This window comes from Hymenobacter tenuis, from assembly GCF_054780495.1.
Map to the genome: position 1 here is coordinate 1796594 of NZ_BAAGWF010000001.1, position 22727 is coordinate 1819320.

General features: G+C 56.2%; 20 protein-coding genes and 1 pseudogene. 14 read left to right on the forward strand and 7 right to left on the reverse strand.

Going from position 1 to position 22727, the window contains the following annotated elements; translation table 11 throughout:
- Positions 1–55: 55 nt before the first annotated feature.
- Positions 56–631 carry a helix-turn-helix domain-containing protein gene (locus ACYVGU_RS07880; protein ID WP_460621594.1) on the reverse strand — a complete coding sequence of 192 codons (576 nt, stop codon included), beginning with the start codon at positions 629–631 and terminating at the stop codon, positions 56–58.
- Positions 632–1187: 556 nt separating this feature from the next.
- On the reverse strand, positions 1188–2954 hold the full coding sequence (locus ACYVGU_RS07885) for a L,D-transpeptidase family protein (protein ID WP_460621595.1): 1767 nt from the start codon (positions 2952–2954) through the stop codon (positions 1188–1190).
- Between the two features lie 360 nt (positions 2955–3314).
- On the opposite strand from ACYVGU_RS07885, the gene ACYVGU_RS07890 reads away from it, so the two are divergent.
- Positions 3315–5135 (forward strand): M1 family metallopeptidase, encoded by a 1821-nt coding sequence (locus ACYVGU_RS07890; RefSeq protein WP_460621596.1) that lies wholly within the window; start codon positions 3315–3317, stop codon positions 5133–5135.
- Positions 5136–5284: 149 nt separating this feature from the next.
- The gene (locus ACYVGU_RS07895; protein WP_460611649.1) at positions 5285–6223 is read left to right on the forward strand and encodes a cyanophycinase; all 939 of its coding nucleotides are present in this window, start codon (positions 5285–5287) and stop codon (positions 6221–6223) included.
- 246 nt (positions 6224–6469) lie between these two features.
- Here ACYVGU_RS07895 and ACYVGU_RS07900 read toward each other — a convergent pair whose 3' ends face one another.
- Entirely contained in the window at positions 6470–7459 is a 990-nt protein-coding gene (locus ACYVGU_RS07900; protein ID WP_460621597.1) for an isoaspartyl peptidase/L-asparaginase family protein, read from the reverse strand.
- Between the two features lie 148 nt (positions 7460–7607).
- Here ACYVGU_RS07900 and ACYVGU_RS07905 point away from each other — a divergent pair, with 148 nt between their 5' ends.
- From ACYVGU_RS07905 to ACYVGU_RS07915, 3 genes are all read left to right on the forward strand, one after another.
- The gene (locus ACYVGU_RS07905) at positions 7608–8033 is read left to right on the forward strand and encodes a DUF3127 domain-containing protein (protein WP_460611647.1); all 426 of its coding nucleotides are present in this window, start codon (positions 7608–7610) and stop codon (positions 8031–8033) included.
- Positions 8034–8275: 242 nt separating this feature from the next.
- Positions 8276–9148 (forward strand): SDR family oxidoreductase, encoded by an 873-nt coding sequence (locus tag ACYVGU_RS07910; protein WP_460621598.1) that lies wholly within the window; start codon positions 8276–8278, stop codon positions 9146–9148.
- 85 nt (positions 9149–9233) lie between these two features.
- Entirely contained in the window at positions 9234–9860 is a 627-nt protein-coding gene (locus ACYVGU_RS07915; protein WP_460621599.1) for an AlbA family DNA-binding domain-containing protein, read from the forward strand.
- Here ACYVGU_RS07915 and ACYVGU_RS07920 read toward each other — a convergent pair.
- A complete protein-coding gene (locus ACYVGU_RS07920) occupies positions 9848–10246 on the reverse strand; it encodes a VOC family protein (RefSeq protein ID WP_460621600.1) in 399 nt (132 codons plus the stop codon). The genes ACYVGU_RS07915 and ACYVGU_RS07920 overlap by 13 nt on opposite strands.
- 278 nt (positions 10247–10524) lie before the next feature.
- Complete coding sequence (locus ACYVGU_RS07925) at positions 10525–11058, reverse strand: DinB family protein (protein WP_460611643.1); 534 nt, start codon at positions 11056–11058, stop codon at positions 10525–10527.
- A 473-nt stretch (positions 11059–11531) separates the two neighbouring features.
- On the opposite strand from ACYVGU_RS07925, the pseudogene ACYVGU_RS07930 reads away from it, so the two are divergent.
- The 4 genes and pseudogenes from ACYVGU_RS07930 to ACYVGU_RS07945 all read left to right on the forward strand — a co-directional run.
- Positions 11532–11630 (forward strand): annotated as a pseudogene (locus ACYVGU_RS07930) (YkvA family protein); the annotation flags it as partial.
- A 391-nt stretch (positions 11631–12021) separates the two neighbouring features.
- Entirely contained in the window at positions 12022–14283 is a 2262-nt protein-coding gene (locus tag ACYVGU_RS07935) for a S46 family peptidase (RefSeq protein ID WP_460621601.1), read from the forward strand.
- Between the two features lie 73 nt (positions 14284–14356).
- Positions 14357–14929, forward strand: a complete 573-nt coding sequence (locus ACYVGU_RS07940; protein WP_460621602.1) for a hypothetical protein — start codon at positions 14357–14359, stop codon at positions 14927–14929.
- A 57-nt stretch (positions 14930–14986) separates the two neighbouring features.
- Positions 14987–16246 carry a metal-dependent hydrolase family protein gene (locus ACYVGU_RS07945; protein WP_460621603.1) on the forward strand — a complete coding sequence of 420 codons (1260 nt, stop codon included), beginning with the start codon at positions 14987–14989 and terminating at the stop codon, positions 16244–16246.
- A 66-nt stretch (positions 16247–16312) separates the two neighbouring features.
- On the opposite strand, the gene ACYVGU_RS07950 is transcribed toward ACYVGU_RS07945, so the two are convergent.
- Entirely contained in the window at positions 16313–17077 is a 765-nt protein-coding gene (locus tag ACYVGU_RS07950) for a glycosyltransferase family 2 protein (protein ID WP_460621604.1), read from the reverse strand.
- A gap of 98 nt (positions 17078–17175) precedes the next feature.
- Here ACYVGU_RS07950 and ACYVGU_RS07955 point away from each other — a divergent pair, with 98 nt between their 5' ends.
- The 3 genes from ACYVGU_RS07955 (at position 17176) to ACYVGU_RS07965 (ending at position 18924) form a co-directional block, all read left to right on the forward strand.
- Positions 17176–17475, forward strand: a complete 300-nt coding sequence (locus ACYVGU_RS07955) for a hypothetical protein (protein WP_460611638.1) — start codon at positions 17176–17178, stop codon at positions 17473–17475.
- A gap of 136 nt (positions 17476–17611) precedes the next feature.
- On the forward strand, positions 17612–18463 hold the full coding sequence (locus tag ACYVGU_RS07960) for a LysM peptidoglycan-binding domain-containing protein (protein WP_460621605.1): 852 nt from the start codon (positions 17612–17614) through the stop codon (positions 18461–18463).
- A gap of 62 nt (positions 18464–18525) precedes the next feature.
- Positions 18526–18924, forward strand: coding sequence for a GxxExxY protein (locus tag ACYVGU_RS07965; RefSeq protein WP_460621606.1), 399 nt, complete (start codon positions 18526–18528; stop codon positions 18922–18924).
- 129 nt (positions 18925–19053) lie between these two features.
- Here the strand turns inward: ACYVGU_RS07965 and ACYVGU_RS07970 are convergent, their stop codons facing one another.
- Positions 19054–19935 (reverse strand): SDR family oxidoreductase, encoded by an 882-nt coding sequence (locus tag ACYVGU_RS07970; protein ID WP_460621607.1) that lies wholly within the window; start codon positions 19933–19935, stop codon positions 19054–19056.
- Positions 19936–20472: 537 nt separating this feature from the next.
- Between ACYVGU_RS07970 and ACYVGU_RS07975 the strand changes: the two genes are divergently transcribed.
- Both ACYVGU_RS07975 and ACYVGU_RS07980 read left to right on the forward strand, forming a co-directional pair.
- Entirely contained in the window at positions 20473–21318 is an 846-nt protein-coding gene (locus ACYVGU_RS07975; RefSeq protein ID WP_460611635.1) for a Rossmann-fold NAD(P)-binding domain-containing protein, read from the forward strand.
- A 51-nt stretch (positions 21319–21369) separates the two neighbouring features.
- Positions 21370–22626: a BaiN/RdsA family NAD(P)/FAD-dependent oxidoreductase gene (locus ACYVGU_RS07980; protein ID WP_460621608.1), complete on the forward strand. Its 1257-nt coding sequence runs from the start codon at positions 21370–21372 to the stop codon at positions 22624–22626.
- Positions 22627–22727: the final 101 nt, after the last annotated feature.

Sequence of the window (22727 nt, forward strand, 5' to 3'; positions counted from 1 at the left end):
ATAACATAGCATTTTAATAATATAAAACATATACCATCACATGGCTAACTAAGAGCTACTCAGGCCTAAAGTCAGAGAAGGTACCGTCCTGATAAAAGATTACTATACGGCGAATACGCTTCTCCGGATTGGCCAACCCGAGGGCAAAGTCCGATGGCTGTGAGGGTTGGGGCGCCACAACGGCAGCCCTGGCGGGTGGCACCACTGAAGCAATAGGCTGAGCCGCTACGGGAGCCTCCACTACCTTTTCAGGCGCGGCCACGGAGGTAATTTCTGCGACAACCGGAGCCATCACCTCCGGCGGAGTTGTAGCAGTTGCTCTCGGAGCTTCTACAGCCTCTACTGGTGGGGCAGATGACGCAAGGGGTTTAGCGCTGCTTACAGGCTTCTCAGGGCCCGGATTAGGGGCATCAGAGGGGACCTGTGCTTGCATGGGGCCAGTACCCAGCAGTAGCCACGACAACGATAGGCCTGGGAAGGCACTTACTATCTTCTGCACTACCTCTAAGCTCGGCTTATTGCGCCCGCTTAGAATATGGCTGACAATAGGCCTAGAAACCCCTATGGCATCAGCAAACTGAGTAGGGCTTAGCTTTTGGGTGCTTATAATCTGCTTTATTCGATCAAGCATAGTGGCAGTAGCATTGATTTACAAATGTACTGCCTTTCCAGCACCTCAATCGCATACTTTACTTAGTTTACTTTTATTAACAAATGACTTTTCAAACTAATTCTGCGATTGACAATTGTATACAACAGCAATTGATTTACAATTGTATTACTTATGTAAATCATACTTCATCTGTCGGCTCAAAAGGACGTGATATTGCTGAAGGATGGTTCATCATTCTTTACCCGAGGCAAATAGCTGCTCTGTTACCCAAACGACACTCATCTAAGTTTTTCTAGAGGTCTACTAGGGGTAGCTTAGCAACAAAACCCTACCAACTCGAAATCGGCCGCCTTCCCACCCTAGCCTCTCTTTGGTTACGCCTGATACTTGAGCTTCAGGCTAGGGCCGTGTTTTTACTAAACTCACTTGAGCGCTCGGTACTACTAGGGTGGCTGGAAGCACTAACCGTAAGCAGACCGAAGCATAGCATCTCATGAAACGAGCAAAGCCGCCGGCCTACCTTTGCAGGTAGCCGACGGCTTCGTAGTTGAAAGCAGGTGGGCGTGGTTAGACGCTAGTTGAAATACTCTTTAGCTAGGGCTTTGTCGTGGCCGTAGATGTCGTCACGGAAGTGCAACTTGCCATTTTCATCAGCCCAGGTAGTGAAATATACCAGATAAACCGGCAGCTTTTCTGGCAGCGTAATGTACTTCTCGCGCCCCCCCGCAATGGTGTCCATGATGGTAGCTCTGTCCCAACCGGGCTTGTTGCGAAGCAGGTATTCCGCCAGCTTGATGGGCTCAGCTACCCGAACGCATCCGTGGCTAAAGCCGCGCTTGGTCTGGCTGAATAGCTCGTCGTGGGGGGTGTCGTGCAGGTAGATATCGTTGGAATTAGGGAAGATAAACTTCACATCTCCCAGGTCATTCTTAGGCCCCGGACGCTTCCGTAGCGTGTACTTCCAGGTCTTCTCGGTCAGGTTGCTCCAGTCAATGGAGGTAGGATCAACGGGGGTAGCCTTGGCTCCCCACCCTTTAACAACCTCCATGTTGAGGCGCTCCAGAGTACCATAGGCATCGGCGGCCAGCTTCGGACGCAGCTCTTTATCGATGATGCTGTAGGGCACATTCCAGTACGGAGCCAGCACTACAAACTCCATTTTGTCGCTGAAAATAGGCGTTGCGTTCAACGTCTTGCCAACGATTACGCGCATCGTGAACGCCTCCTTGTTATCTTCTACAACGTGCAGCGTATAGTCCGGAATATTCACGAGCAGGTAATTCGGCTCGAACTTTTTCGGGATCCAGCGCCAACGCTCCATGTTCAGAATGATCTGGTCAATGCGCTCCGACACCGGAATGTTCAGCAGTCGTACCGTTTCGCCGGCCACAATCCCGTCGGGCTTCAGGCCGTTTTGCGTCTGGAATTCTTTTACCGCCGCCACCAATTCCGGATCGTACGTTGGGGCCGGAGCCGTACTTGCAGCGGGCTGCGTACCGCCCGTATTGGATACAGCTACGGCCGGCGTTGCAGTCGATTCAGCAGCGGCCGCGGGGCCTCCTAGCAGGCGTGCCCGCAAGGCCGTTACGGCCGGTGAGGCAGCGCCCGGCTTCAGGCGCGTACCTGCCGGAACAGTAGCCCAGCCGCCGTTTCGCTGAATTTCGCGGTAATCAGCCAGGGCCTTTTTCAGGCGGTCGTACTCAGGGTGCAGTGGTTCGAAATCATAGTAGCCATAGATGCTTTCCCGCTCTTTCAGGATCGTCATCAGGGCCTTATGCAGCTTCACTTTGTTGCGTTTCACCTGCCAGTCAATTGACTTGACAGCGCGCGGATCTACGGTGCCCCGATAGAAGTCGGAAGCATAGTTAAAGTAGGTACCCGATAGCGCTACGTCAATCTCCTTTTCCAGCGCATTGCGCTTAGTAGAGTCCGATTTAGCAGCCTCAAAATCAGCAAAGAGCTTATCGAAGTCCTTGGTTTTATATTCTTTAGGGTCGAGTCCTTCGTCAGCGGCTTTGTTGATAACGCTGAGCAGCGTCTTGGCCTGGGGCACTATTTCGTGGTTCCGAAACCAGCCCAACCGGAAGCCACGTTCCTTATAGAACTTCTTGGCCCAATCAATCTGGTCTTTGAACTTAGGATCAGCACTCATATACTTAACAATGTACACACTGTCGAGAGTGGGCTGAGCGCCACCGGCCTTGGTTAAGGCATCAGGTAAAGCGTCTTTGATCTGAGCTTTCTGATCCTGGCTGCACGACGCGGTAGACGTGAGCAGCAGCAGACCGAAAAGCCAGCAGCAAAGTGAGTAAAAAAAAGTAGGGCGAGCAGTTTGGATCATGTGCAAAGCGGAGAGAAAAACGAGAAGAAGCCAAATTCCGAGCCAATAGCGGCCGGGTTTAGGATCTGGGCGTTTTACTGAATTCGGAACCTATGAGTTGCCGCCTTCAGCTTTCTCTTACAGCCGATGCAAGTTAGCAGATTTACGATGATGCACCCCTATTAAGGCCGCATCAGATGTCTTTGTAACAAGACGACTGCTGAAACTTAGCTTGCCGCTTCCCAACCACTAGGGCCGAGTTGGAGTTAAATGCCGAGTGTTCCGGTATCTGGCTTTCACTTCCTGACAGGGCTAGTAGTACCAGCGGCACCTTTGTATCATTGGCCGGCTTGCGGCCAGTCTTTGCTTTACGATTTGCTTATGTCTCATCCTACCTTGGCCTCCCCACTGGCTGTCACGCCCGACCCGCATAGCTACGCCCGGCCCGCCGAGGTCAGCGTGCACCACTTGGCGCTGGCCCTTACCGTTGACTTCGATGCTAAAACTTTGGCCGGCCATGCCACCTGGCTTCTCACCAATCATGCTGCCGCCGCTGAGCTGGTACTTGATGCCCGGGGGCTGGCAGTAGAAGCCGTGCTGCTGGGTGGCCCTGACGGGGAGCCCACGGAGTTTACTCTTGGCCCCGAGGATGCAGTACTAGGTCAGCCATTGCGCATAACCCTGCGTCCTGACACTAGCTCGGTCACGATCCGCTACCACACGACCCCGGGCGCGGCGGCGCTCCAATGGCTACAGCCTGAACAAACAGCCGGCCGGCAGCAGCCGTTTCTCTTCACCCAGTCGCAGGCTATTCTGGCGCGCACCTGGCTGCCGTGTCAGGACTCGCCTGGGGTTCGGTTTACCTATGAGGCTAGTGTGCGCGTGCCTGCGCATCTGCTGGCCCTGATGAGTGCCGAAAACCCACAGGTCCGCAACAGCAGCGGCGAATATACCTTCCGCATGCACCAGCCCATTCCGGCGTACCTGATGGCCCTGGCCGTAGGCGACGTCGAGTACCAGGCGCTGAGCCCGCGCACCGGCGTGTATGCTGAGCCCGCTACGCTGCCCGGTGCCGCCGAAGAGTTTGCTGACCTAGAAAAGATGGTAGCCGCCGCCGAGGATTTGTACGGACCCTACCGCTGGGAACAGTACGATTTGCTGGTGCTGCCTCCCTCCTTTCCGTTTGGCGGTATGGAAAACCCACGTTTAACATTTGTTACACCCACAATTCTGGCCGGCGACCGAAGCCTTACCAGCCTGATAGCGCATGAGTTGGCGCATTCCTGGAGCGGTAACCTAGTTACGAACGCCACCTGGAACGACTTCTGGCTAAACGAGGGCTTCACGGTGTACTTTGAGCGCCGCATTATGGAAAAGCTATACGGCCGCCCCTACGCCGACATGCTGCAGGTGCTGGGCCATACGGCACTGTTGCATACCATCGAAGAGCTTGGCGCTACTAGCCCCGACACTCACCTGCACCTCAACCTGGCCAGCCGCGACCCCGACGAGGGCCTGAATGAAATTGCCTACGAGAAAGGCGACTACCTCCTACTCACCCTAGAGTACCTCATTGGCCGCGAGGCGCTCGACACGTTTATTAAGGAGTACTTTGCTCGCCATAGTTTCCGCAGCATGGACACCGCTTCGTTTGTGCAGTACCTACGGCAGGAGCTGCTGGCGCAGCACCCGGACCTAGAAGAACAGCTGCAGCTTGACGCCTGGATTAACGGTCCCGGCATTCCGGCCGTGGCCCCACCAGTAATCGCCAGCCGCTTCGAGGCAGTAGACGAAGCGCTCCGGCTGTGGCAGGCGGGCACTCCGGCTGCGGCCCTCCTTACCACCACATGGTCTAGCCATGAGTGGGTTCATTTCTTGCACTGCTTGCCAGCTAGTCTTCCCGCTGAAAAACTGGGCGAGCTAGATGCAGCCTTTCAGCTGACGAACTCCGGCAACTCAGAAATACTAGCGGCCTGGTTTCCGCATACTATTCGGGCGGGCTACTCCGCGGCTGATGCGGCGCTGGAGCAGTTCCTTACCAGGGTTGGCCGGCGCAAATTTCTGGTACCTCTCTATAAAGCCTTGCTTGCAGTTCCGGGAGGGACAGCACGAGCCCGCCGCATATATGCTACGGCCCGCCCAAACTACCATGCCGTTGCGACTGTTACCTTTGATGCGCTGCTAGGTGCACCTTTGCCGTAAGCAGGTTGTGGCAGTAGCTTACCCTAGCGCTGCTCCAACATTTTCGCAGACCGTGGCAGGGACCTGCTACCCTGGCCTGCGCGTGGCCCGAACCTTGCTTGTGAGGCCCGGGTCTTTCCCTATTGTATTGCTTTAGCTGATCTTTCGAATTGAAAAACTCCAAACCGCTCGGTAAGCTCATTGCCATCGGAGGTAACGAAGACAAGGGCACCTACCCTAACCCCCGTACCAAAAAGAAATACTACCTCAACTTTTTCGAGCTGGGCATCCTGAAGCGGGTGGTGCTCGAATCAGGCAAGGAAGATCCGCGCATCGAGGTGATTACCACCGCCTCCATGATTCCGGCCGAGGTAGCGCGCATCTATATTTCCTCGTTCACGATGCTTAACTGCAACAACGTGAGCATTATGGACATTCGCACGCCCGAAGACGCCCGCCAGCCGGAGTATGTCGAGCGCCTGCGCCTGGCCGATGTGGTCATGATTTCAGGCGGCAACCAGTCGAGGCTGGTCGAAATGTTTGGGGGCACGGAGTTCCTGCGGGTATTGCAGGAGCGCTACTACAACCAGCCCAACTTCATCATTGCCGGCACCTCGGCCGGGGCCATGGCCATGTCGAAAACCATGATTATGGGCGGCAGCGTGCCCGATGCTCTTATGAAAGGCGCCGTGAAGATGGGCCACGGCCTGGGCTTCATTGATAATGTGGTCATCGACTCGCACTTCGTGAAGCGCGGCCGCTTTGGGCGCCTCATCGAAGCCGTAGCCCTGCACCCCAAGCTCATCGGGATTGGCCTCGGCGAAGATACGGGCGTGCTTATCACGGAAGGCAACCATTTGGAAACCATCGGCTCCAATCTAGTTATCATCATGGACGGGCACCAGCTGGAGCACAACAATGCTGCCGCCGCCAAAAAAGGCGAAGCCATTTCCATTGAAAGCATGCTGCTGCACGTGCTAGTGAAAGGCAACGTGTACGATATCAGCCAGCGCGCCTTTTACCCCGACCTCAAGCTCCGCGAGCAAGCCGCCGAGTCAGTACGCCTTACGGCCGGCCAAGATGCCAACACGCCCGCAGAGGCAAGCTAGCCGGTTACTACCCCCTACTATAAATCAAAGCCGACTCCTTACCCAAGGAGTCGGCTTTGTTGTTATTGGTTCTGGCTTGGGTGCTAGGTTTACTAGCCTTCTAAACCAGGCAAACCGGCTCCACTACTCAAGAAGAGCTTCTTAGCAGCATAAAAGCTCATCTACAGTAAGTTAGTGGCTTTAGGCAACCTAGCGAAATATGTGCAGCTACTCCTTGTATATATGGTGCTCAAAAAGCAGCCCACGCTACTCCTTGTAAATAGCCACAAACGGAGCGGCATCGGTGGCCGACTGACTGGCCCGATACATGCCTTCCGAGTTGAAGGGTAGCGCGATGTTGCCGGCCGCATCAATTGCCACCAGACCGCCCTCTCCCCCTAGTGGCGCGAGCTTCTCGTGCACCACGATGCGGCAGGCTTCGGCCAGACTTAAGCCCCGGTATTCCATTAGGCAGCTGATATCATGCGCTACCACGGCCCGCATGAAAAACTCACCGTGCCCGGTGCAGCTAATGGCACAGGTGCGGTTGTCGGCAAACGTACCCGCCCCGATAATGGGTGAGTCGCCGATGCGGGAATACTGTTTGTTGGTCATGCCGCCGGTGCTGGTGGCGGCTGCCAGGTTGCCGTGCTGGTCGCGCGCTACGGCTCCTACGGTTCCCATTTTCTTTTTTGGGTCGTCGTTCGGAAATACCCCGGGCTCTTCAAGCGGTGCGGCCGCAGGCTCGGCGGTGCTGTGGTCGAGGCGCATACGGCCTTCGGCCAGGGCTTCCTGTAGCTGGTCGTATCGTTGCTGGGTGAAAAAGTACTCGGCGGGTTGGGTGGGCAGGCCATGCAGCTGGGCCAGTTCGTCGGCGCCGGGGTAAGCCAGCAGCACATGTTCGGTTTTTTCCATCACCAGGCGAGCGGCCCGAATCGGGTTTTGCACGCTCCGGACTCCGGCCACGGCACCGGCGGCGCGGTTGCAGCCATCCATTATGGCGGCGTCCATTTCATGATGGCCTTCGTGGGTGAACACGGCTCCGCGGCCGGCGTTAAACAACGGGCAGTCTTCGAGGCTGCGCACGGTTAGCTCTACGGCATCAAGCGATGAGCCTCCCTGGCGCAGTACGGCGTACCCCACAGCTAATGCCTCGGCTAGGGCCAGCCGATAGGCAAGCTCTTTTTCCGGCGTCATGAACTTGGGAGATATGGTGCCGGCACCACCGTGCAAGGCTAAAGCGAAAGGAGCAGTCATAGAGCAAAAAAATATCGGGTAGGCGCAAAACGCAAGACAAAGGTAGGCAAGCATCTGGCCCGGGCGCAGCGGAACTGACCCGAACGAACCGCGTTTTTTTTCGTAGGTTTGGTTTACTGTTTTCAACTCCCCAAACATATTCATCCTTATGGCTTACGAAGCTACCGGCCGCCTGCACGAGATTTTCGACGAACAGCAGGTGAGCGAGAAATTCCGCAAGCGCGAGTTCGTGCTGGAGGTCGTAGACGGCCAATACCCCGAGCATATCAAGTTCCAGTTGGTACAAGATAAAACGGCCCTCATTGATCCGTATAAAGTAGGCGACGAGGTAAAAATTTCATTTAACCTCCGGGGCCGTGGGTTCAACAAGAACGGCCAGATGCTGTACTTCACGAACCTGGAGGCTTGGCGCATTGAGGCAGGTAGCGGTGCTGCCGCTGCTCCTCAGGGTGGTGGCTACCAGCAGCCTGCTGCTGCTCCGCGCGCTGCTGCTCCTGCCCAAAACCAAAACCCGAACCTGCGTGCCTCGGCGGCTCCTATTGCCTCCGACGACGACAACGACCTACCCTTCTAATCCGGCCTCCGGACTAGGTCTTCCTGTATGCAAAGCCGCTTCCGGATTCCGGGAGCGGCTTTTTGTTGGCGGCTGGCAGGAAGTTTGCTGCCCTTGCCCGCCGATTAGAGCACTATATTGGTGCCTTTGCAATTTTTCCGCACCACCAGCCCTTATTTTTCGTAGGGCTTTCCAGCGCCTTTCCTTGTACGCTCAGGCCTGCGCCGGTACCTTTCGTTTTTCGCGTTTGCCCCTCTTTCCTTATGAAATCTGCTGCTCTTCCGCTTACCGGCAAAACGGCCCTCGTCACCGGCGCGACCAGCGGTATTGGCTTAGTCACGGCCCGGGAGCTCGCCCGGCAGGGAGCCCGCGTGATTATGGTGGGCCGCGACACGGACAAGGCGGCCCGGGCGCTAGCGTCCATTCAGCTAGCCGTTGGCACCGATGCCCCAGTGCACGTGAAATGCTACGACCTTTCTTTGATTCAGAATGTGCGCACGCTGGCCGAGGAACTGGAGCACGAGCTAAGTCAGCTGGATATTCTGGTGAACAATGCTGGCATTATGCCGGGTCGGCTGATGCTCACCGAAGAGGGCCATGAGCTGAGCTGGGCCACCAACCACTTGGCGCCGTATGCCCTCACCAACTTGCTGCTGCCGTTGCTGGATGCCGCTGGCCAGGCCCGGGTAGTCACGGTATCATCGGTGGCGCATTGGGTGGGCGAGATTGAGCCCGACCGCGAAGTGCGCAACTCCCCTGATAAATACAGCTGGCTGACGGCCTACGCAGACTCCAAACTGGCCAATATTTTATTTACCAATGAGCTAGCCCATCGACTGGACCTAACGGGAATTACGGCCAACTGCCTGCACCCCGGCATGGTGGACACCGGCCTGATGCGCCCCGACACGTCGCCTGTGATGAAGGCCTTGTGGTGGACGGCAAAACCGCTGATGAGCTCACCGGAACGTGGGGCCCAAACCACCTTGTATCTGGCCACTTCCCCGGAGGTAGCTAGTGTTAGTGGGCGCTACTTCGCTAACGCCAAACCAGCCCGCACCTCAGAGCGGGCGCAAAGCCGGGCTGAAGCTAGCCGGCTCTGGAAGATTTCCGCCGACGAAACCGGCATTGAGTAGCGAGCCTCGCTGGATACTTTTTGGGGTGGAGCACGTTTAGTACTAGGTAGCAAGCAGCAGTGAACCTGCCTGAACCGGATGGCATATGACTGACTTATTAGAACTGATCCGACAGGGTGAGGGCGAGCGGCTCGAATTCAAGAAGCGCACTACTCATCCTACCCGTATTGCCCGCACGCTGGCCTCCTTGGCTAATACGCGGGGTGGCCGCGTGCTGGTGGGCGTTGATGATGATGGCCGCGTGGTGGGCGTGCGCGATGCCGAAGAAGAAATTTACCAACTCCGTGAAGCGGCCCAGCATTACATTGATCCGCCGCTTGAGTTGCGTTTCAAGGAAGTAGAAGAGGATGACCGGGTGGTGCTGATTGTGACGGTGCCGGAAAGCCCACTGAAGCCACACCGCGCCCAGGTAGCCGACGGCGACTGGCGCTCTTATGTGCGTGTGCGCGACGAAAGCGTGCAAACCAGCCACCTCACCGAGAAAGTACTGGAGCGCTCCGACCCTAGCCCGCAATTCGAGCGCATCCCCCTGACCCGCGAGGAGTTGGCGGTGCTGGAGTACCTAGGAAAAAATCCGCGCATCACGCTGGCCCAGTACATGAAGCTGCTCAACATTGGGGAGCGGCGGGCGTACCGGACGCTCATCAAGCTTACCCTGCACGGCTACATCAAGCACCACGACAAGCAGAAGGAAGTGTATTATACGCTCTGAGAGGGCTCTAATAAGTCCCACAGATTACCATATAAATCGGCAAAAACCAGCACGCTGCCATACGGCTCTACCACTGGCGGCCGCACTATAGCCACGCCTTGAGCCAGTAACCGCGCATAGTCGCGGGCCAGGTTATCGGTGTACAGAAACAAGGCCACTCGGCCGCCCGTTTGGTTACCAATGCAGCGGACTTGCTCTGGTGTAGCGGCCCGGGCCAGCAGCAGTTCAGCTCCGTGCAGGCCGCAGGGAGCCACCCTCACCCACCGTTTTTGCGGGCTCATCAGGGTGTCCTCCACCAGCCGAAAGCCCAGCTTATGGGTGTAGAAAGCAATGGCCTCGTCGTAGTCGGCTACCAGCAAGGTAACAAGGGCAATTCGCTGATTCACGGGCACTAGCACAATAACCTCCTACGCAAAACAGCCGGCCTCTGCTGTAGAGCGAGCCGGCTGCTTTTTCAATTTTTCTCGTTAGTCAAATTAGTCTTGCTGACGAGATTTCAGCGCTTTCTTTTCTTCTTTTGCGGCCTTTTTCTCCTTAGTGGTTTTGGCAGGCTCTTTCTTTTTTTCCTTGCGGGGTTCTTGTGCTTTAGCCATGATGGTGCTGATTGGAAGGGAAGATAGTACCCATAACGAAACCGCGCTGGGAGGTGTTGTCTGCAAGTACGCTAATTGGCCAGCAAGGGCAAATACCGTTCGCGCAGCAAATTGATATGATGTGCCTCGTGGCCGGGCAAAATGTAGGCCATGCCCCGTACGCTCACGGGTTGTCCGCTGGCCGTGCCTAGGCGCTCGTAGTCTTCCGGCCGAAACGATTGGAACAGGCTGAGAGTGGCGGCACGCACCGTATCGTACTCACGCAGAATATCTTCCAGGGCACGGGCATCGGCTCCGGAAGCGGGCACATAGTCGTCCTGCTCAAAACCGGGCAACGGAGTGGTGTCGCCGCGGGCAATGCGCAGGGCCCGGTACGCAAAAATGCGTTCTGTATCCATCATGTGCACCAAATTCTCCTTAATGCTCCACTTGCCGGGTGCATAGCGGAATAAAGCCTGCTCATCAGACAAGCCAGCCAGCAAATGGCGAAGCTCAGTTGGTTGGTGGCGCAAGGCTTCTAGCGGGTCGCCGGTAATCAGGCGCACGTAGGTATGGTAGTACGGAGCGTACTCCGTGGCGGTGGGGGTAGTCAGCAGGAAACTCATAAGTGCGAAGCTACAGGAAACATGCAAGTTTCAACAGTACCCGCGTTTTGCTGGCGCACCACTAGGTGCTCATGAACCTGAAACCTCCGCCGAACGGTTTAGTGCTGAGCTTTTTGCCAGGTGAGCATGTTAGCAGCAGAACAGTACCTAGGGAGAAAGGGCAACAAGGGCCCAGCTGCAAGCGTAGAGAAGGCACACTCCTACTTCACTCATTTTATATGTCTTCTCTCGTCGAAAAAGGCTTATCTATTTCCAAAAACGCACTGTTCAGCGTATTTCTTAACCGTGCCGGCAAGCTGCTGGGCCGCCCGTTCCGGGTGGTGATGGTGCTGAACGAAGTCGCCAACAAGCTGGCCAGCAAGGAAAGCAAAGACAACAAGTTCAAGCAGGTTTTCGACGTCGGGTTTACGCTGGTGCGCTTGGTGCGCAACTACGTGAGCGGCAACTACCGCCAGATTGATACGGGCACCATTGTGTCGGCGCTGGGCGTGCTGCTCTATACCCTCTCCCCCGTGGATCTGGTGCCGGACTTTATTCCGGTGGTAGGCTTCCTGGATGATTTGGCCCTGATCAGCTGGTTTATCGAGAAATTCCAGGGCGAGATTCTGCGCTTCCGGGAGTGGGAGCAAACGCATGCCGACGAGGAAACCAACGATATTCCGGCTGCCACTGCCAAGCCTGTGTACGCTGCCTCCAACACCAACACCGAGAATGCTCCGGCCGTGGCGGAGTTGGGCCACTCCTAACACCTAGTACTTCTGCTCTTTTTCCGCTGATTCGCTTGCGGTTCGCATTGTGCTTCGGCCCTGGCCACTTGGTCGGGGCCGTTTGCTTGCTTAAGGGTTTGAGCGCCGCCGGACCCTAGTACACACCAGCGCTGGGCGCCCAGCAAGCAGCCAGATGCGTATTTTTGCGTCTTGGTAGCACAGATTGCCCACCACTCTGCATTCAACTTTTTAGGTTATGTCTTTATTTTCTCGGCTGGCTTTGCTTGCCCTCACGTTCCTTTCCTGCCTGCCCCAGGCGCGTGCCGATGAAGGCATGTGGCTGCCGCTGCTGCTTAAGCAGCTCAATGAGGCCGATATGCAGAAAAAAGGCCTTAAGCTCACGGCCGAGCAGATTTACTCTGTCAATCAGGGTAGCCTGAAGGATGCGGTAGTACAGTTTGGCGGCGGTTGCACCGGCGAAATTGTCTCGAATGAAGGCCTGCTTCTGACCAACCACCACTGCGGCTACAGCCAGATTCAGAGTCATTCCTCCGTTGAGAAAGACTACCTCACCAACGGCTACTGGGCCATGAGCCGCGACCAGGAACTACCGAACCAGGGCCTGACGGCCACCTTTATTGTGCGCATGGAGGACGTAACCAGCCAAGTGTTGGTGGGCGTACCCACTACCAATATCTTGGAGGGTGAGCGCGAGAAACTGGTGCAAGTAAACAGCCAGCGTGTAGCCCAAGCTGCCGTGCAGGGCACGCATTACCAAGCCTTTGTGAGGCCGATGTTCAATGGCAACGAGTATTATCTGTTCGTGACGGAGGTGTTTCAGGATGTGCGCCTGGTTGGTGCGCCGCCAAGCAGCATCGGCAAATTTGGGGGCGACACCGATAACTGGGCCTGGCCCCGCCACACTGGCGACTTCAGCATTTTCCGCATCTATGCCGGCCCCGACAACAAGCCCGCGCCGTATTCAGCAGCTAACAAGCCCTTCAAGCCCCGTCATTACCTGCCCATTTCCTTGAATGGCGTGCAGCCCGGCGACTTCACCATGGTATTTGGTTTCCCGGGTCGCACTAATGAGTACCTCACCTCGTGGGGTGTAGATGAAACCTACTCGCTCTCGAACCCGGCCAAAGTGAAAGTGCGCGACGCCAAGCTCCGGATTCTGGATGCCGATATGAAGGCCTCCGACAAGGTGCGCATTCAGTACGCGGCCAAGTATGCCAGCATAGCCAACTACTGGAAAAAGTGGATTGGTGAAACGCGCGGCCTGAAGAAACTCGACGCTGTGCGCGTAAAACAGCAGCAGGAAGTCCAGTTTCAGAAGTGGGCTGAAAGCGGCGACCAAGCTCGCCGGGCTGCCTACGCCGGCCTACTCCCGGAGCTGCAGAAAAACTACACCGCCGTGCGCGACTACACCCTGGCCCGTGACTACGTGACCGAAGCCGCCCTGGGCGTGGAGCTGATGCTGTACGCCAACAGCCTGCTGCCCCTGCTGGACATGACCGACAAAAAAGCGCCAGCTACAGAAATAACCGCTGCCGTTGAGAAGCTAAAGAAAGGAGCAGCCGGCTTTTTCCGCAACTACAACGCCCCTACCGATCAGAAAGTGGCCGCTGCGCTACTACCCCTCTACGCCAACGGAACCCCCAAAGCCCTGCTGCCAACTTACGTCGCCAACCTTCAGAAACAATATGGGGCTAGCGGCGGCTGGAGCGCTTACGCGGCGCAACTCTACAGCAAGTCGCGCCTGACCTCGGAAGCCAGTGCTTTGGCCCTGCTAGATGAGGTAGCCAAAGGTAACTCCACCGCGCTCCGCACTGACCCCGCGATGCAGTTGGCCTCGGCCATCGTGAGCACCTACCGCCAGCAGGTATTGCCCACCTATACCGCTGCTACCGATAACATTGCCCTGCTCCAGCGCACCTACATGGCCGGCCTGCGCCAGCAGCAAACCGACCGCAAGTTCTACCCCGATGCAAACCTTACCCTTCGGGTAGCTTACGGTCAAGTAGCTGGCTACGAGCCCGCCGACGGCACCAAGTACGACTTTTACACCACGCTCGATGGTATCATGGAGAAGGCCGACCCCACTAATCTCGATTTTGAGGTTCCGGCCCGCCTCACCGAGCTGTACCAAAATAAGGATTTCGGGCCCTACGCCTATAAAGGGTCGGTTCCGGTAGCCTTTATTGCCACCAATCACACCACCGGCGGCAACTCCGGCTCGCCCGTTATCAATGGCAGCGGCGAGCTAATCGGCATCAACTTCGACCGCAACTGGGAAGGCACCATGTCCGACATCATGTTCGACCCCGACCGCGTGCGCAACATCACGCTGGATGTGCGCTACATGCTGTTTGTAGTAGATAAGTATGCCGGCGCCGGCCACTTGGTAAAGGAAATGACCCTAGTAGGCGGGCCCAACGGCGCTGCTGCCCCCGCCAATGGCAAAAAGCTGGAGAAGGTGAAAGTAAAGCGCAAGCCCGCGAAAGTGAAGGCCTAGCACTCCTTGCTGACATACGAATGCCCGTCGGAACACCTATCTTCCGGCGGGCATTCGTATTATATGCGCCTGTATGAACCTTAGTTTATTTTATCCAGACCTAAAGCAGATAAGACGAAGGCTCCAAGAGTCTAATGGCTATATAACATTAGATTATTCATATTATTTCATAAATATTTATTGGACGCCTCTCACCCTAAAGCAAAAACGCGAAAACCTTCTGTTACTTGTGTTTTTCGCTTGTATCTGGGTAGGCATGTGCCTATATCATGATATGTATTTAGCCATATTTTGGCCAGTGGCTTTAGGGGCGTTCATATGGTTTATTGAGCATCGAAGAACAACCGACCTTGATGTATTACGCTTACACAACGCAGTTAAGTTTGACGTTGCCTCTCAAAGAATTTATATCAAACATCTTAATGAAAAATACCGCCTACAGGTTGCGAAGGAGCAACAGGTAGCCTTCAGCGATATAAAGACGGTGCAAGTACAATCCTCAGGCTACGCAGGTGTACTGTATTTGGAGCTAGCAGATAGTTCAAAACTATTTCTACTTGAAATAAAGACTGAAATTATGGCCAATCAATTAGCTCTGGTTATGAGACGAGTAATTCGACTATCAGAACAAACTCGCCAGTCTTAGTAGCATTCCTGAGAACGAACAACTCCTTCGTTATACTTCTTTGTCAAAGCATTAGCTATGCGCCTCGCTCTCCTCACTCCGCTGCTGCTTTCTGGCCTAGGCTCCCTGGCCCAGTCAACCTCTACCCTCTTGCTGCGGCCGGCGGCTGTGTTCGATGGCGAAACGATGCACGCGGGCTGGGCCGTGCTGGTAGAGAACGACAAAATCAAAGCTGTAGGCCCCGCCGCCCAACTTATGGCCCCGGCCGGCGCCCGCACGCTAGAACTGCCTGGCCTTACGCTGCTGCCCGGCCTCATTGAAGGGCACTCGCATATGCTGCTGCACCCCTACAATGAAACCACCTGGAACGACCAGGTGCTGCTGGAATCGGAGGCGCTACGGGTGGCGCGGGCCACGGCGCATGCCCGCGCCACGCTGCTGGCTGGCTTTACTACCGCCCGCGACCTAGGTAGCGAGGGCGCCGGCTACGCCGATGTGGGCCTGAAGCAAGCCATCGACCGGGGTCTGATTCCGGGGCCGCGCCTGTTGGTAGCCACGCGCGCCCTAGTGGCTACCGGCAGCTATGGTCCTAAGCTCTCGGTGGATGTAAATGTGCCGCAGGGTGCTCAGGAAGCCGATGGTGTAGATGGCATTATCCGGGCCGTGCGGGAGCAAATTGGCAAGGGCGCCGACGTAATTAAAGTGTACGCCGACTACCGCTGGGGCGCTAATGAGCCTAGCCGCACCACGTTTTCGCAGGAAGAGTTGAACCTGATTGTGCAAACCGCCCGCAGTGCCGGCCGCCCCGTGGTGGCCCACGCCAGCACGCCCGAAGGCATGCGCCGCGCTACCCTAGCTGGCGTACAAACCATTGAGCACGGCGACGCAGGCACCCTAGAAGTGTTCCGGTTGATGAAGCAGCGAGGGGTAGCGCTCTGCCCTACCGTAGCCGCCGGCGACGCGGTTTCTCAATACCGCGGCTGGCGCCGGGGCCAAGACCCTGAGCCCGAGCGCTTGGTGCAAAAGCGCCAAAGCATGAAAGCTGCTTTGCAAAGCGGCGTGGAGCTGGCCATTGGCGGCGACGTAGGCGTGTTCACGCACGGCGACAACCTCCGCGAAGCCGAACTGCTAGTGCAGGACTACGGCCTCACTTCTCTGCAAACGCTGCGCGGGCTCACTAGCACCAACGCCCGTCTCTTTCAGCTCCCTGACCGCGGCCGCATCCAGCCTGGCCTCTTAGCCGACCTAGTTGCCGTAGCCGGCGACCCTAGCAAAGACATAAAGGTGCTCCGCCAAGTGCGGTTGGTAGTGAAAGGTGGGGTAGTAATAAAGGAGTAACGTGCACCGGGCGGTTTGCAAGATGTACAACCGCCCGGCGTCTGACACTTTACCCAGCTTTCAGGCCTAGGCGCCCGGCCGCTCAATACCTAGCTGCTGCAGCTGCTCAGCGTATTTATCGTAAATCACCTGCAGATCCTGGCCGTGCTTGTCGGCATCAACGCCGATGCTAACGTTGCTGGTGTGGAAGCGGTGCAGGTGGCTGACGTGGGGGCAGATGACAGGCAAGTGGCCCGCCAGCAGAAAGCGCACGTACAGGTCCAGGTCTTCGGCCATTTCAATTTCTTCGTCATAGCCGCCTACTTCCTCATACAGCGCCCGGGTGTAGCATACATTGCCCTGAATGAAATGCTCGGCCCGAAAAATGGCCCGTAGCATATCAGCAGGCGTTTCAAACTTCCAGGCGTAGTAATCTTCATTCGGCAGGTAGCGCCGCTCCTCATCTACTCGCAAAAAATCGGCTACCAGCCAAGGCTGGCCGGGGTTCTGCTGAATTTGAGCGCCGTAATGAAACAAGGCGCGCTGCAACAGAATATCGTCATCGTCGAGGGGCACAATCCAGCCCTCCGTGGGCACATACTTTCTGATAACACGATTACGGGCCGGGCCGGGCAGCAGTTTACTAGCTTGGTTTAGCACCCGAACCGGCACACCTTCCTGGCGGCTGGCTTCCTGCAGCCATTCTTTGGTGCCATCGGTGCAGGCGTTTTCGCAAATAAGGTGGTCGAAAGAGAAATCAAGGGGAGCTGACACGCTGGCGCGTACGCTGGCCACCGCCTCCGGCAGAAACTGCTGCCGGTTGTGGGTTGGGGTAATTACAGAGAAGTGCATGCTCCCTATTCTGGCAGTAGCCGGAAAAAGTTACACCCACGCCGATACTCAACCTTAACGGGCCACCTGGCGTTATTCCGATGTCAGTAGCTAAATCCATGGCCAAGTTTGTCGTATCCATGCGTCTGCCGGATTTTTTCGATGAGGATTTTGTCGCCCTCATCCCGCGCCACCGTGCCTTCATCAACCATTTGATTGAAGACAACATCGTGGAATCCTACGCTATCAGTGCTGACCGCAGCCGCGGCTGGGTAACCATGAACGGGCAGAGCACGGCCGCTATTAAAGCGGTAGTGGAGCAGTTTCCGCTGTACCGGTTTTTGCGGGAGGTAGAAATTGATGAGCTTTTCATCTTCGATAGCACTGCCAGCCGCTTTCCACGTATCAGCCTGAATTAAGTGAAATATCTTTCTTCCTGGTAGATTTAAGCCTACGACAAGCACATCTGTCCGCTAGCCTGTACCTACTTCCCACTCCGGCCTGGTTTCTGCATACCAGCCAGTACTCCTTTGTACTGCTACCGCTTACGTTTTCATGATTCGTTATTTTTTGCTTTTTCCCGTAGCGGCCCTGCTTTTAGGTGTTAGCGCCGCTACCCTCCCCGCTGACCCCAAGCCCACCACCGAACAGCTTATTACTAGGCTCACCGCTTCTATTGAAAACCTGAAAACGTTGCGGTGCAATGTGCGGGCTAAGGAGCGCATTGGCTCTGAGTACCAACTGGCCCAGACCAGCATGAAAATGACCTTCAAGCCGTACAAAGTGTACTTGCGCAACCAGAAGGGCATTGAGGTGCTGTACGTAACAGGCCAGAACGACGACGATGCGTGGGTGTACCCCAACAGCTTCCCGTACGTAACCGTCAGCCTTGATCCGCTAGGCTCTCTTATGCGCAAAAACCAGCATCATAGCGTGCTTGATGCTGGCTATGGCACCATTGCCGAGCTGCTGCGCGGCTCTAGCAACCGCCTCGACCACAGCTTCGAGAAGACCTTTCGCTACACCAGCGACACCATTGTGCAAGGCCGGCCGGCGCATGTGCTGCGGGCTAACTACCCCCAGTTTCGCTACGTGAGCTACAAGCCCAGCAAGCCCGAAACGGTATCATCTATTGCCGAGCGGTTTGGGTGCGGCGAGTACCGCATTCTGGAAAAAAACAACTTGACTACAGGCGCCACCGTGCCAGCCGGCCGCACTCTGCAAGTACCCAACGCCTATGGACGCAAGGTGACTATTGTAGTAGATCAGAAGCTGACGCTACCCCTCGTTATCCAGGTCAACGATGACAAAGGCCTGTTCGAGAAGTTCGAGTTCAGCGACATAGTAGCCAATCAGCCCATTCCGGCCCAGGAGTTCACAAAGGATTTCAAGGGATATAAACTCTAATCACGGATGTAAACGGATTTTCCGGATTTCACGGATTGGTTCTCTTCCGACTGTAAGGTGATATGCTACTGGAAAATACTTACAGTGAGATAAGCAAGCAAATCATTGGATGTGCCATGCGTGTGCACACTGCATTAGGTAATGGCTTTCCTGAAATCATTTATCAGCGTAGTCTGGCCATCGAGTTTGAGATGAACGGGCTAGCCTTTGAGCAGGAGCTTCATCTGCCGGTTTACTATTTAGATAAAGAAGTAGGCTCCCGGCGTGTTGATTTCCTGGTTGCCAAAAGCATAATCGTTGAGTTAAAAGCGTTATCAGAAATAACCCCTCTGCATTATGCCCAGGTCATCAACTATCTGAAAGCGTATCGTGTGGAAGTCGGGCTGCTGCTAAATTTTGGCGAAACCAGCCTGAAGTACAAGCGCTTTCTTCGCTCTTCCGATTCACCGAGGAACATATAACTACCTACTCACTCAAGCAGAAGGCTTCTGAAGATAGATCTTCAGAAGCCTTCTGCTTGATTACCCAACGGGCGTATTTGGTCTCAGAACCAATCCGCGAAATCCGAAAAATCCGTTTACATCCGTGATTTAGCGGCGCATGGTTTTTTCAATTTGATCCCACATGTCGGAGCTCAGGAGCTCAAGCTTGTTGAATTCGCCGGCTCCGTTCAGCCATTCGCCGCCGTCGAGCGTTACGACCTCGCCATTCATATAGGCAGCAAAATCCGAAACCATATAGGCAGCCAAGTTGGCTAGCTCCTGGTGGTTGCCCACCCGCTTGAGCGGTACCGAGGCAGCTGGGTCGAGTTTGGAGGCTAGTGGCTCGGGAAACAGGCGGCTCCAGGCGCCTTCCGTCGGGAATGGACCGGGGGCAATGGCGTTGGAGCGGATACCGTACTTGGCCCACTCCACGGCCAATGAACGGGTCATCACCAGCACACCTGCCTTGGCTGCGGCCGACGGCACCACAAAGGCCGAGCCTACGGAAGCGTATGTCGTCACGATGTTGAGGATAGTGCCGGGCTTTTTCTCGGCAATCCAGCGCTTACCGAAGGCGAGGGTGCAATTGTAGGAGCCTTTCAATACAATGTCCACAATCACATCGAACGCCTTGTGGCTCAGGCGCTCGGTGGGGCTGATGAAGTTGCCAGCCGCATTGTTGAGCAGCACGTCCACGCCACCAAAGGTGTCGATGGTTTTCTGCAGCATGGCCTCTACCTCATCGTATTTGCGCACATCGCACTGCACGGCCAGCACGTTCTGGTTGCCAGTCTGTTCCCGCAGTTCACTGGCCGTCTGCTCCAGCACATCCAGCTTCCGGGAGCTAATAACAACGTTGGCGCCGAGCTGCAGGAAGTAAGTAGTCATGGCACGACCAAGGCCGGTACCACCACCCGTCACGACGATAGTTTTACCCTGGAGGGCGTTGTCGCGGAGCATGGGCTGGGCGTAAGGATGAGAAGCAGACATAAGATGGCTTGGTGAGAAAGTGGAGGAATAGGGCAAAGGTAGAAACTACTGCCGCGTCTCAAATAAACCAGTTATTCGGGTAACTGCGCCCTCCGCTACAATTCCGTTTCCTTCCACGCAGTAAAAAGATGTGCCTGAGCACACAAATTTCTGGTGCACTCTCAGGCGGGATTCAGGGAAGGGGCAGTATATGAGGGCGTACAGCCACTCCTCTACTGGCACTGCCAGCTTCTGCCAGGAATTGCCAGTTTCGGGGTCATAAAAATCGGGGCAAAGCATAAAACACAGGGTGGCGTTTTCGCCAGAGGCATACCGGAAATCCCAGCGTATGCCGTTGTAGGGCGGCAACTTATGACCACCTTCTTTGAAGGCAGTATCCGAATCCGAGCCTCGAAACGTCGTCGAGGTCAGCATAGAACTAATAAGCCATGGAGTAAGCAGATAGCAACAATCTGGACCGTAATAAATGTACAAGGTTACTAGATTGCAGGGCCGGCAACTTGCTTGAGCAGGATTTTTTGCCACCTTTACCACCCCATGACCGACGCTGTTTCTACTGCTCCTCTTCCTACTATTGCCGTGCTGGGCTGTGGCTGGCTGGGCCTTCCATTGGCGCTGGCCCTAGTAGCGGCTGGCTACAGCGTGAACGGTACCACTACTACGCCGGGCCAATTGCTCACGCTGCGCGACGCCGGCATCCGCCCCTTTCTGCTACGCTTAGCCCCTACTCTTTCCGCTACCGATGCCGACACGCTACAGGCCCTGCTGCACGGAGTGGAAACCCTGGTTCTGAACGTGCCGCCCTCCCGGGGCGCCAGCACCCCTGATGCCTACCCCACGGTGGTTCGGCATGTGGCGGCCGCCGCCAAGCAAGCCGGCGTCCGGCATGTGCTGCTGGTCAGTTCCACCGGTGTGTACCCCGATGAGCCCCGCTTGATGCGGGAGCCCGATGCCCAGGCCAGCCCCGATGCCACGCTACCCTTACTGCAGGCCGAAGCCCAGTTTCAGGGGCCTCAGAATACCATTGTGCGGCTAGCGGGTTTGTTCGGGCCGGGCCGAGCGCCGGGTCGGTTTTTGGCGGGCCGGGCGGGTGTACCCCACGGCGAGGCTCCTGTCAACCTGATCCACTTGCAGGATTGTATCAGCTTGCTGGTTAATATCATAGAGAAAGATCTGTGGGGACATACGCTTAATGCCAGCGCGGCTACGCACCCTACCCGCCGCACATTTTACACGGCCGCTGCTACCCGCCTGGGCCTGGCACCTCCTACGTTTCAGGAAGAAACCAGCGGCGGCAAGCAGATTGATTCTTCTCGGATCCGAGAGCTGACGGGCTATCAGTTCCGGCACGAAGATGTGGTAGCGGCGCTGGAGTACTGCTGATTTCAGGGCGGTTTGCCCGGTAGTACGGCCTAGGGATAGTACCTTTGCAGAGTGAAGGCAGATCAGAAAACAGTGGTGGTAGTGGGCGGTGGCGCAGCAGGTTTCTTTGGGGCCATTGCCTGCGCTGAAGCCAACCCGGAAGTGCGGGTAATCCTGCTTGAAAAAACCTCGAAGCTGCTCAGTAAAGTCCGGATTTCGGGGGGTGGCCGCTGCAACGTAACGCATGCCGCTGAAACCGCAGCCCAACTGGTGCAGCACTACCCCCGCGGCGCCCGTCAACTCAAAGAGTTATTCAAGCAATTTGGTGCCCTCGATACGGTTCGGTGGTTTGAGAAGCGCGGCGTGCAGCTCAAAACGGAGCCCGATGGCCGCATGTTTCCCGTTACTGATTCATCGGAAACCATTGCCCGGTGCCTGCTGGATGCTGCACAAAAAGCCGGCGTCAGTATCCTGACCCAGACTACGGCCGAGCACATTGAGGTATTGCCTGAGGGTGGCTTCCGGCTGACGCTTACCGGCGCTCACGCGCAACATGCAGTGGCCAACCGGCTGCTGATTGCCACTGGTGGCGCGCCCAAATCGGAGCAGTATGAGTGGCTGCGAAAACTAGGGCATACCGTGCAGGAGCCTGTACCCAGCTTGTTTACCTTCAATGTGCCTAACTCGCCGCTGCGCGAGCTTCCGGGCGTGAGCGTGCCTAGGGCCCGCGTGCGGGTGAGTGGCGAAAAGCTGGAGTATGAAGGCCCGGTGCTGGTTACGCACTGGGGCGTAAGCGGGCCGGCGGTGCTCAAGCTTTCGGCGTGGGGCGCGCGTCGCCTGCATGAGCTGCAATACAAAAGCACGGCCCTTATCAACTGGATTCCAGAGTACACGGAGGATACGTTGCGCCAGTATTTGCTGGAGTTCCGGGAGCAGCACGGCAAGAAGGGCGTGGCCGGCAATCCTTTGTTTGGGCTGCCCCAGCGCCTGTGGCGCACGTTAACGGACCAGGCCGGCATCGGACCGGAAACTAGGTGGAATGAGCTGCCTGCCAAACTACAGAACCGGCTGATTGAGAGCATGCTCCGGACGGCATTGCCTATGCACGGCAAAACCACTTACAAGGATGAGTTTGTGACGTGTGGCGGCATCACGCTAGGTGAGATTCAGATGCAAACCCTGGAGAGCCGCCACGTGCCCGGCCTGCACTTTGCAGGCGAAGTGCTCGATATTGATGGCATTACCGGCGGCTTCAACTTCCAGGCCGCCTGGACTACGGGCTACCTCGCCGGCCGAGCCATGGCAGCTGGTTTGGGTTTGAGTAGCTAACCTCCTTACCTTCTGCGAGTCAGAGAGTTCGAAGCCGCAATCTGCACAGTAGTTTTGCTGTTTGATTGGTACTTATCGAAACTTGAATTGGGTTTTGGCAG

Coding starts and splice junctions, on each gene's coding strand:
- ACYVGU_RS07885 (WP_460621595.1), bottom strand. CDS start 2,954: ATGATCCAAACTGCTCGCCCTACTTTTTTTTACTCACTTTGCTGCTGG.
- ACYVGU_RS07955 (WP_460611638.1), top strand. CDS start 17,176: ATGGCCAAGTTTGTCGTATCCATGCGTCTGCCGGATTTTTTCGATGAG.
- ACYVGU_RS07970 (WP_460621607.1), bottom strand. CDS start 19,935: ATGTCTGCTTCTCATCCTTACGCCCAGCCCATGCTCCGCGACAACGCC.
- ACYVGU_RS07945 (WP_460621603.1), top strand. CDS start 14,987: ATGCGCCTCGCTCTCCTCACTCCGCTGCTGCTTTCTGGCCTAGGCTCC.
- ACYVGU_RS07910 (WP_460621598.1), top strand. CDS start 8,276: ATGAAATCTGCTGCTCTTCCGCTTACCGGCAAAACGGCCCTCGTCACC.
- ACYVGU_RS07940 (WP_460621602.1), top strand. CDS start 14,357: ATGAACCTTAGTTTATTTTATCCAGACCTAAAGCAGATAAGACGAAGG.
- ACYVGU_RS07905 (WP_460611647.1), top strand. CDS start 7,608: ATGGCTTACGAAGCTACCGGCCGCCTGCACGAGATTTTCGACGAACAG.
- ACYVGU_RS07950 (WP_460621604.1), bottom strand. CDS start 17,077: ATGCACTTCTCTGTAATTACCCCAACCCACAACCGGCAGCAGTTTCTG.
- ACYVGU_RS07935 (WP_460621601.1), top strand. CDS start 12,022: ATGTCTTTATTTTCTCGGCTGGCTTTGCTTGCCCTCACGTTCCTTTCC.
- ACYVGU_RS07890 (WP_460621596.1), top strand. CDS start 3,315: ATGTCTCATCCTACCTTGGCCTCCCCACTGGCTGTCACGCCCGACCCG.
- ACYVGU_RS07900 (WP_460621597.1), bottom strand. CDS start 7,459: ATGACTGCTCCTTTCGCTTTAGCCTTGCACGGTGGTGCCGGCACCATA.
- ACYVGU_RS07915 (WP_460621599.1), top strand. CDS start 9,234: ATGACTGACTTATTAGAACTGATCCGACAGGGTGAGGGCGAGCGGCTC.
- ACYVGU_RS07925 (WP_460611643.1), bottom strand. CDS start 11,058: ATGAGTTTCCTGCTGACTACCCCCACCGCCACGGAGTACGCTCCGTAC.
- ACYVGU_RS07965 (WP_460621606.1), top strand. CDS start 18,526: ATGCTACTGGAAAATACTTACAGTGAGATAAGCAAGCAAATCATTGGA.
- ACYVGU_RS07960 (WP_460621605.1), top strand. CDS start 17,612: ATGATTCGTTATTTTTTGCTTTTTCCCGTAGCGGCCCTGCTTTTAGGT.
- ACYVGU_RS07975 (WP_460611635.1), top strand. CDS start 20,473: ATGACCGACGCTGTTTCTACTGCTCCTCTTCCTACTATTGCCGTGCTG.
- ACYVGU_RS07880 (WP_460621594.1), bottom strand. CDS start 631: ATGCTTGATCGAATAAAGCAGATTATAAGCACCCAAAAGCTAAGCCCT.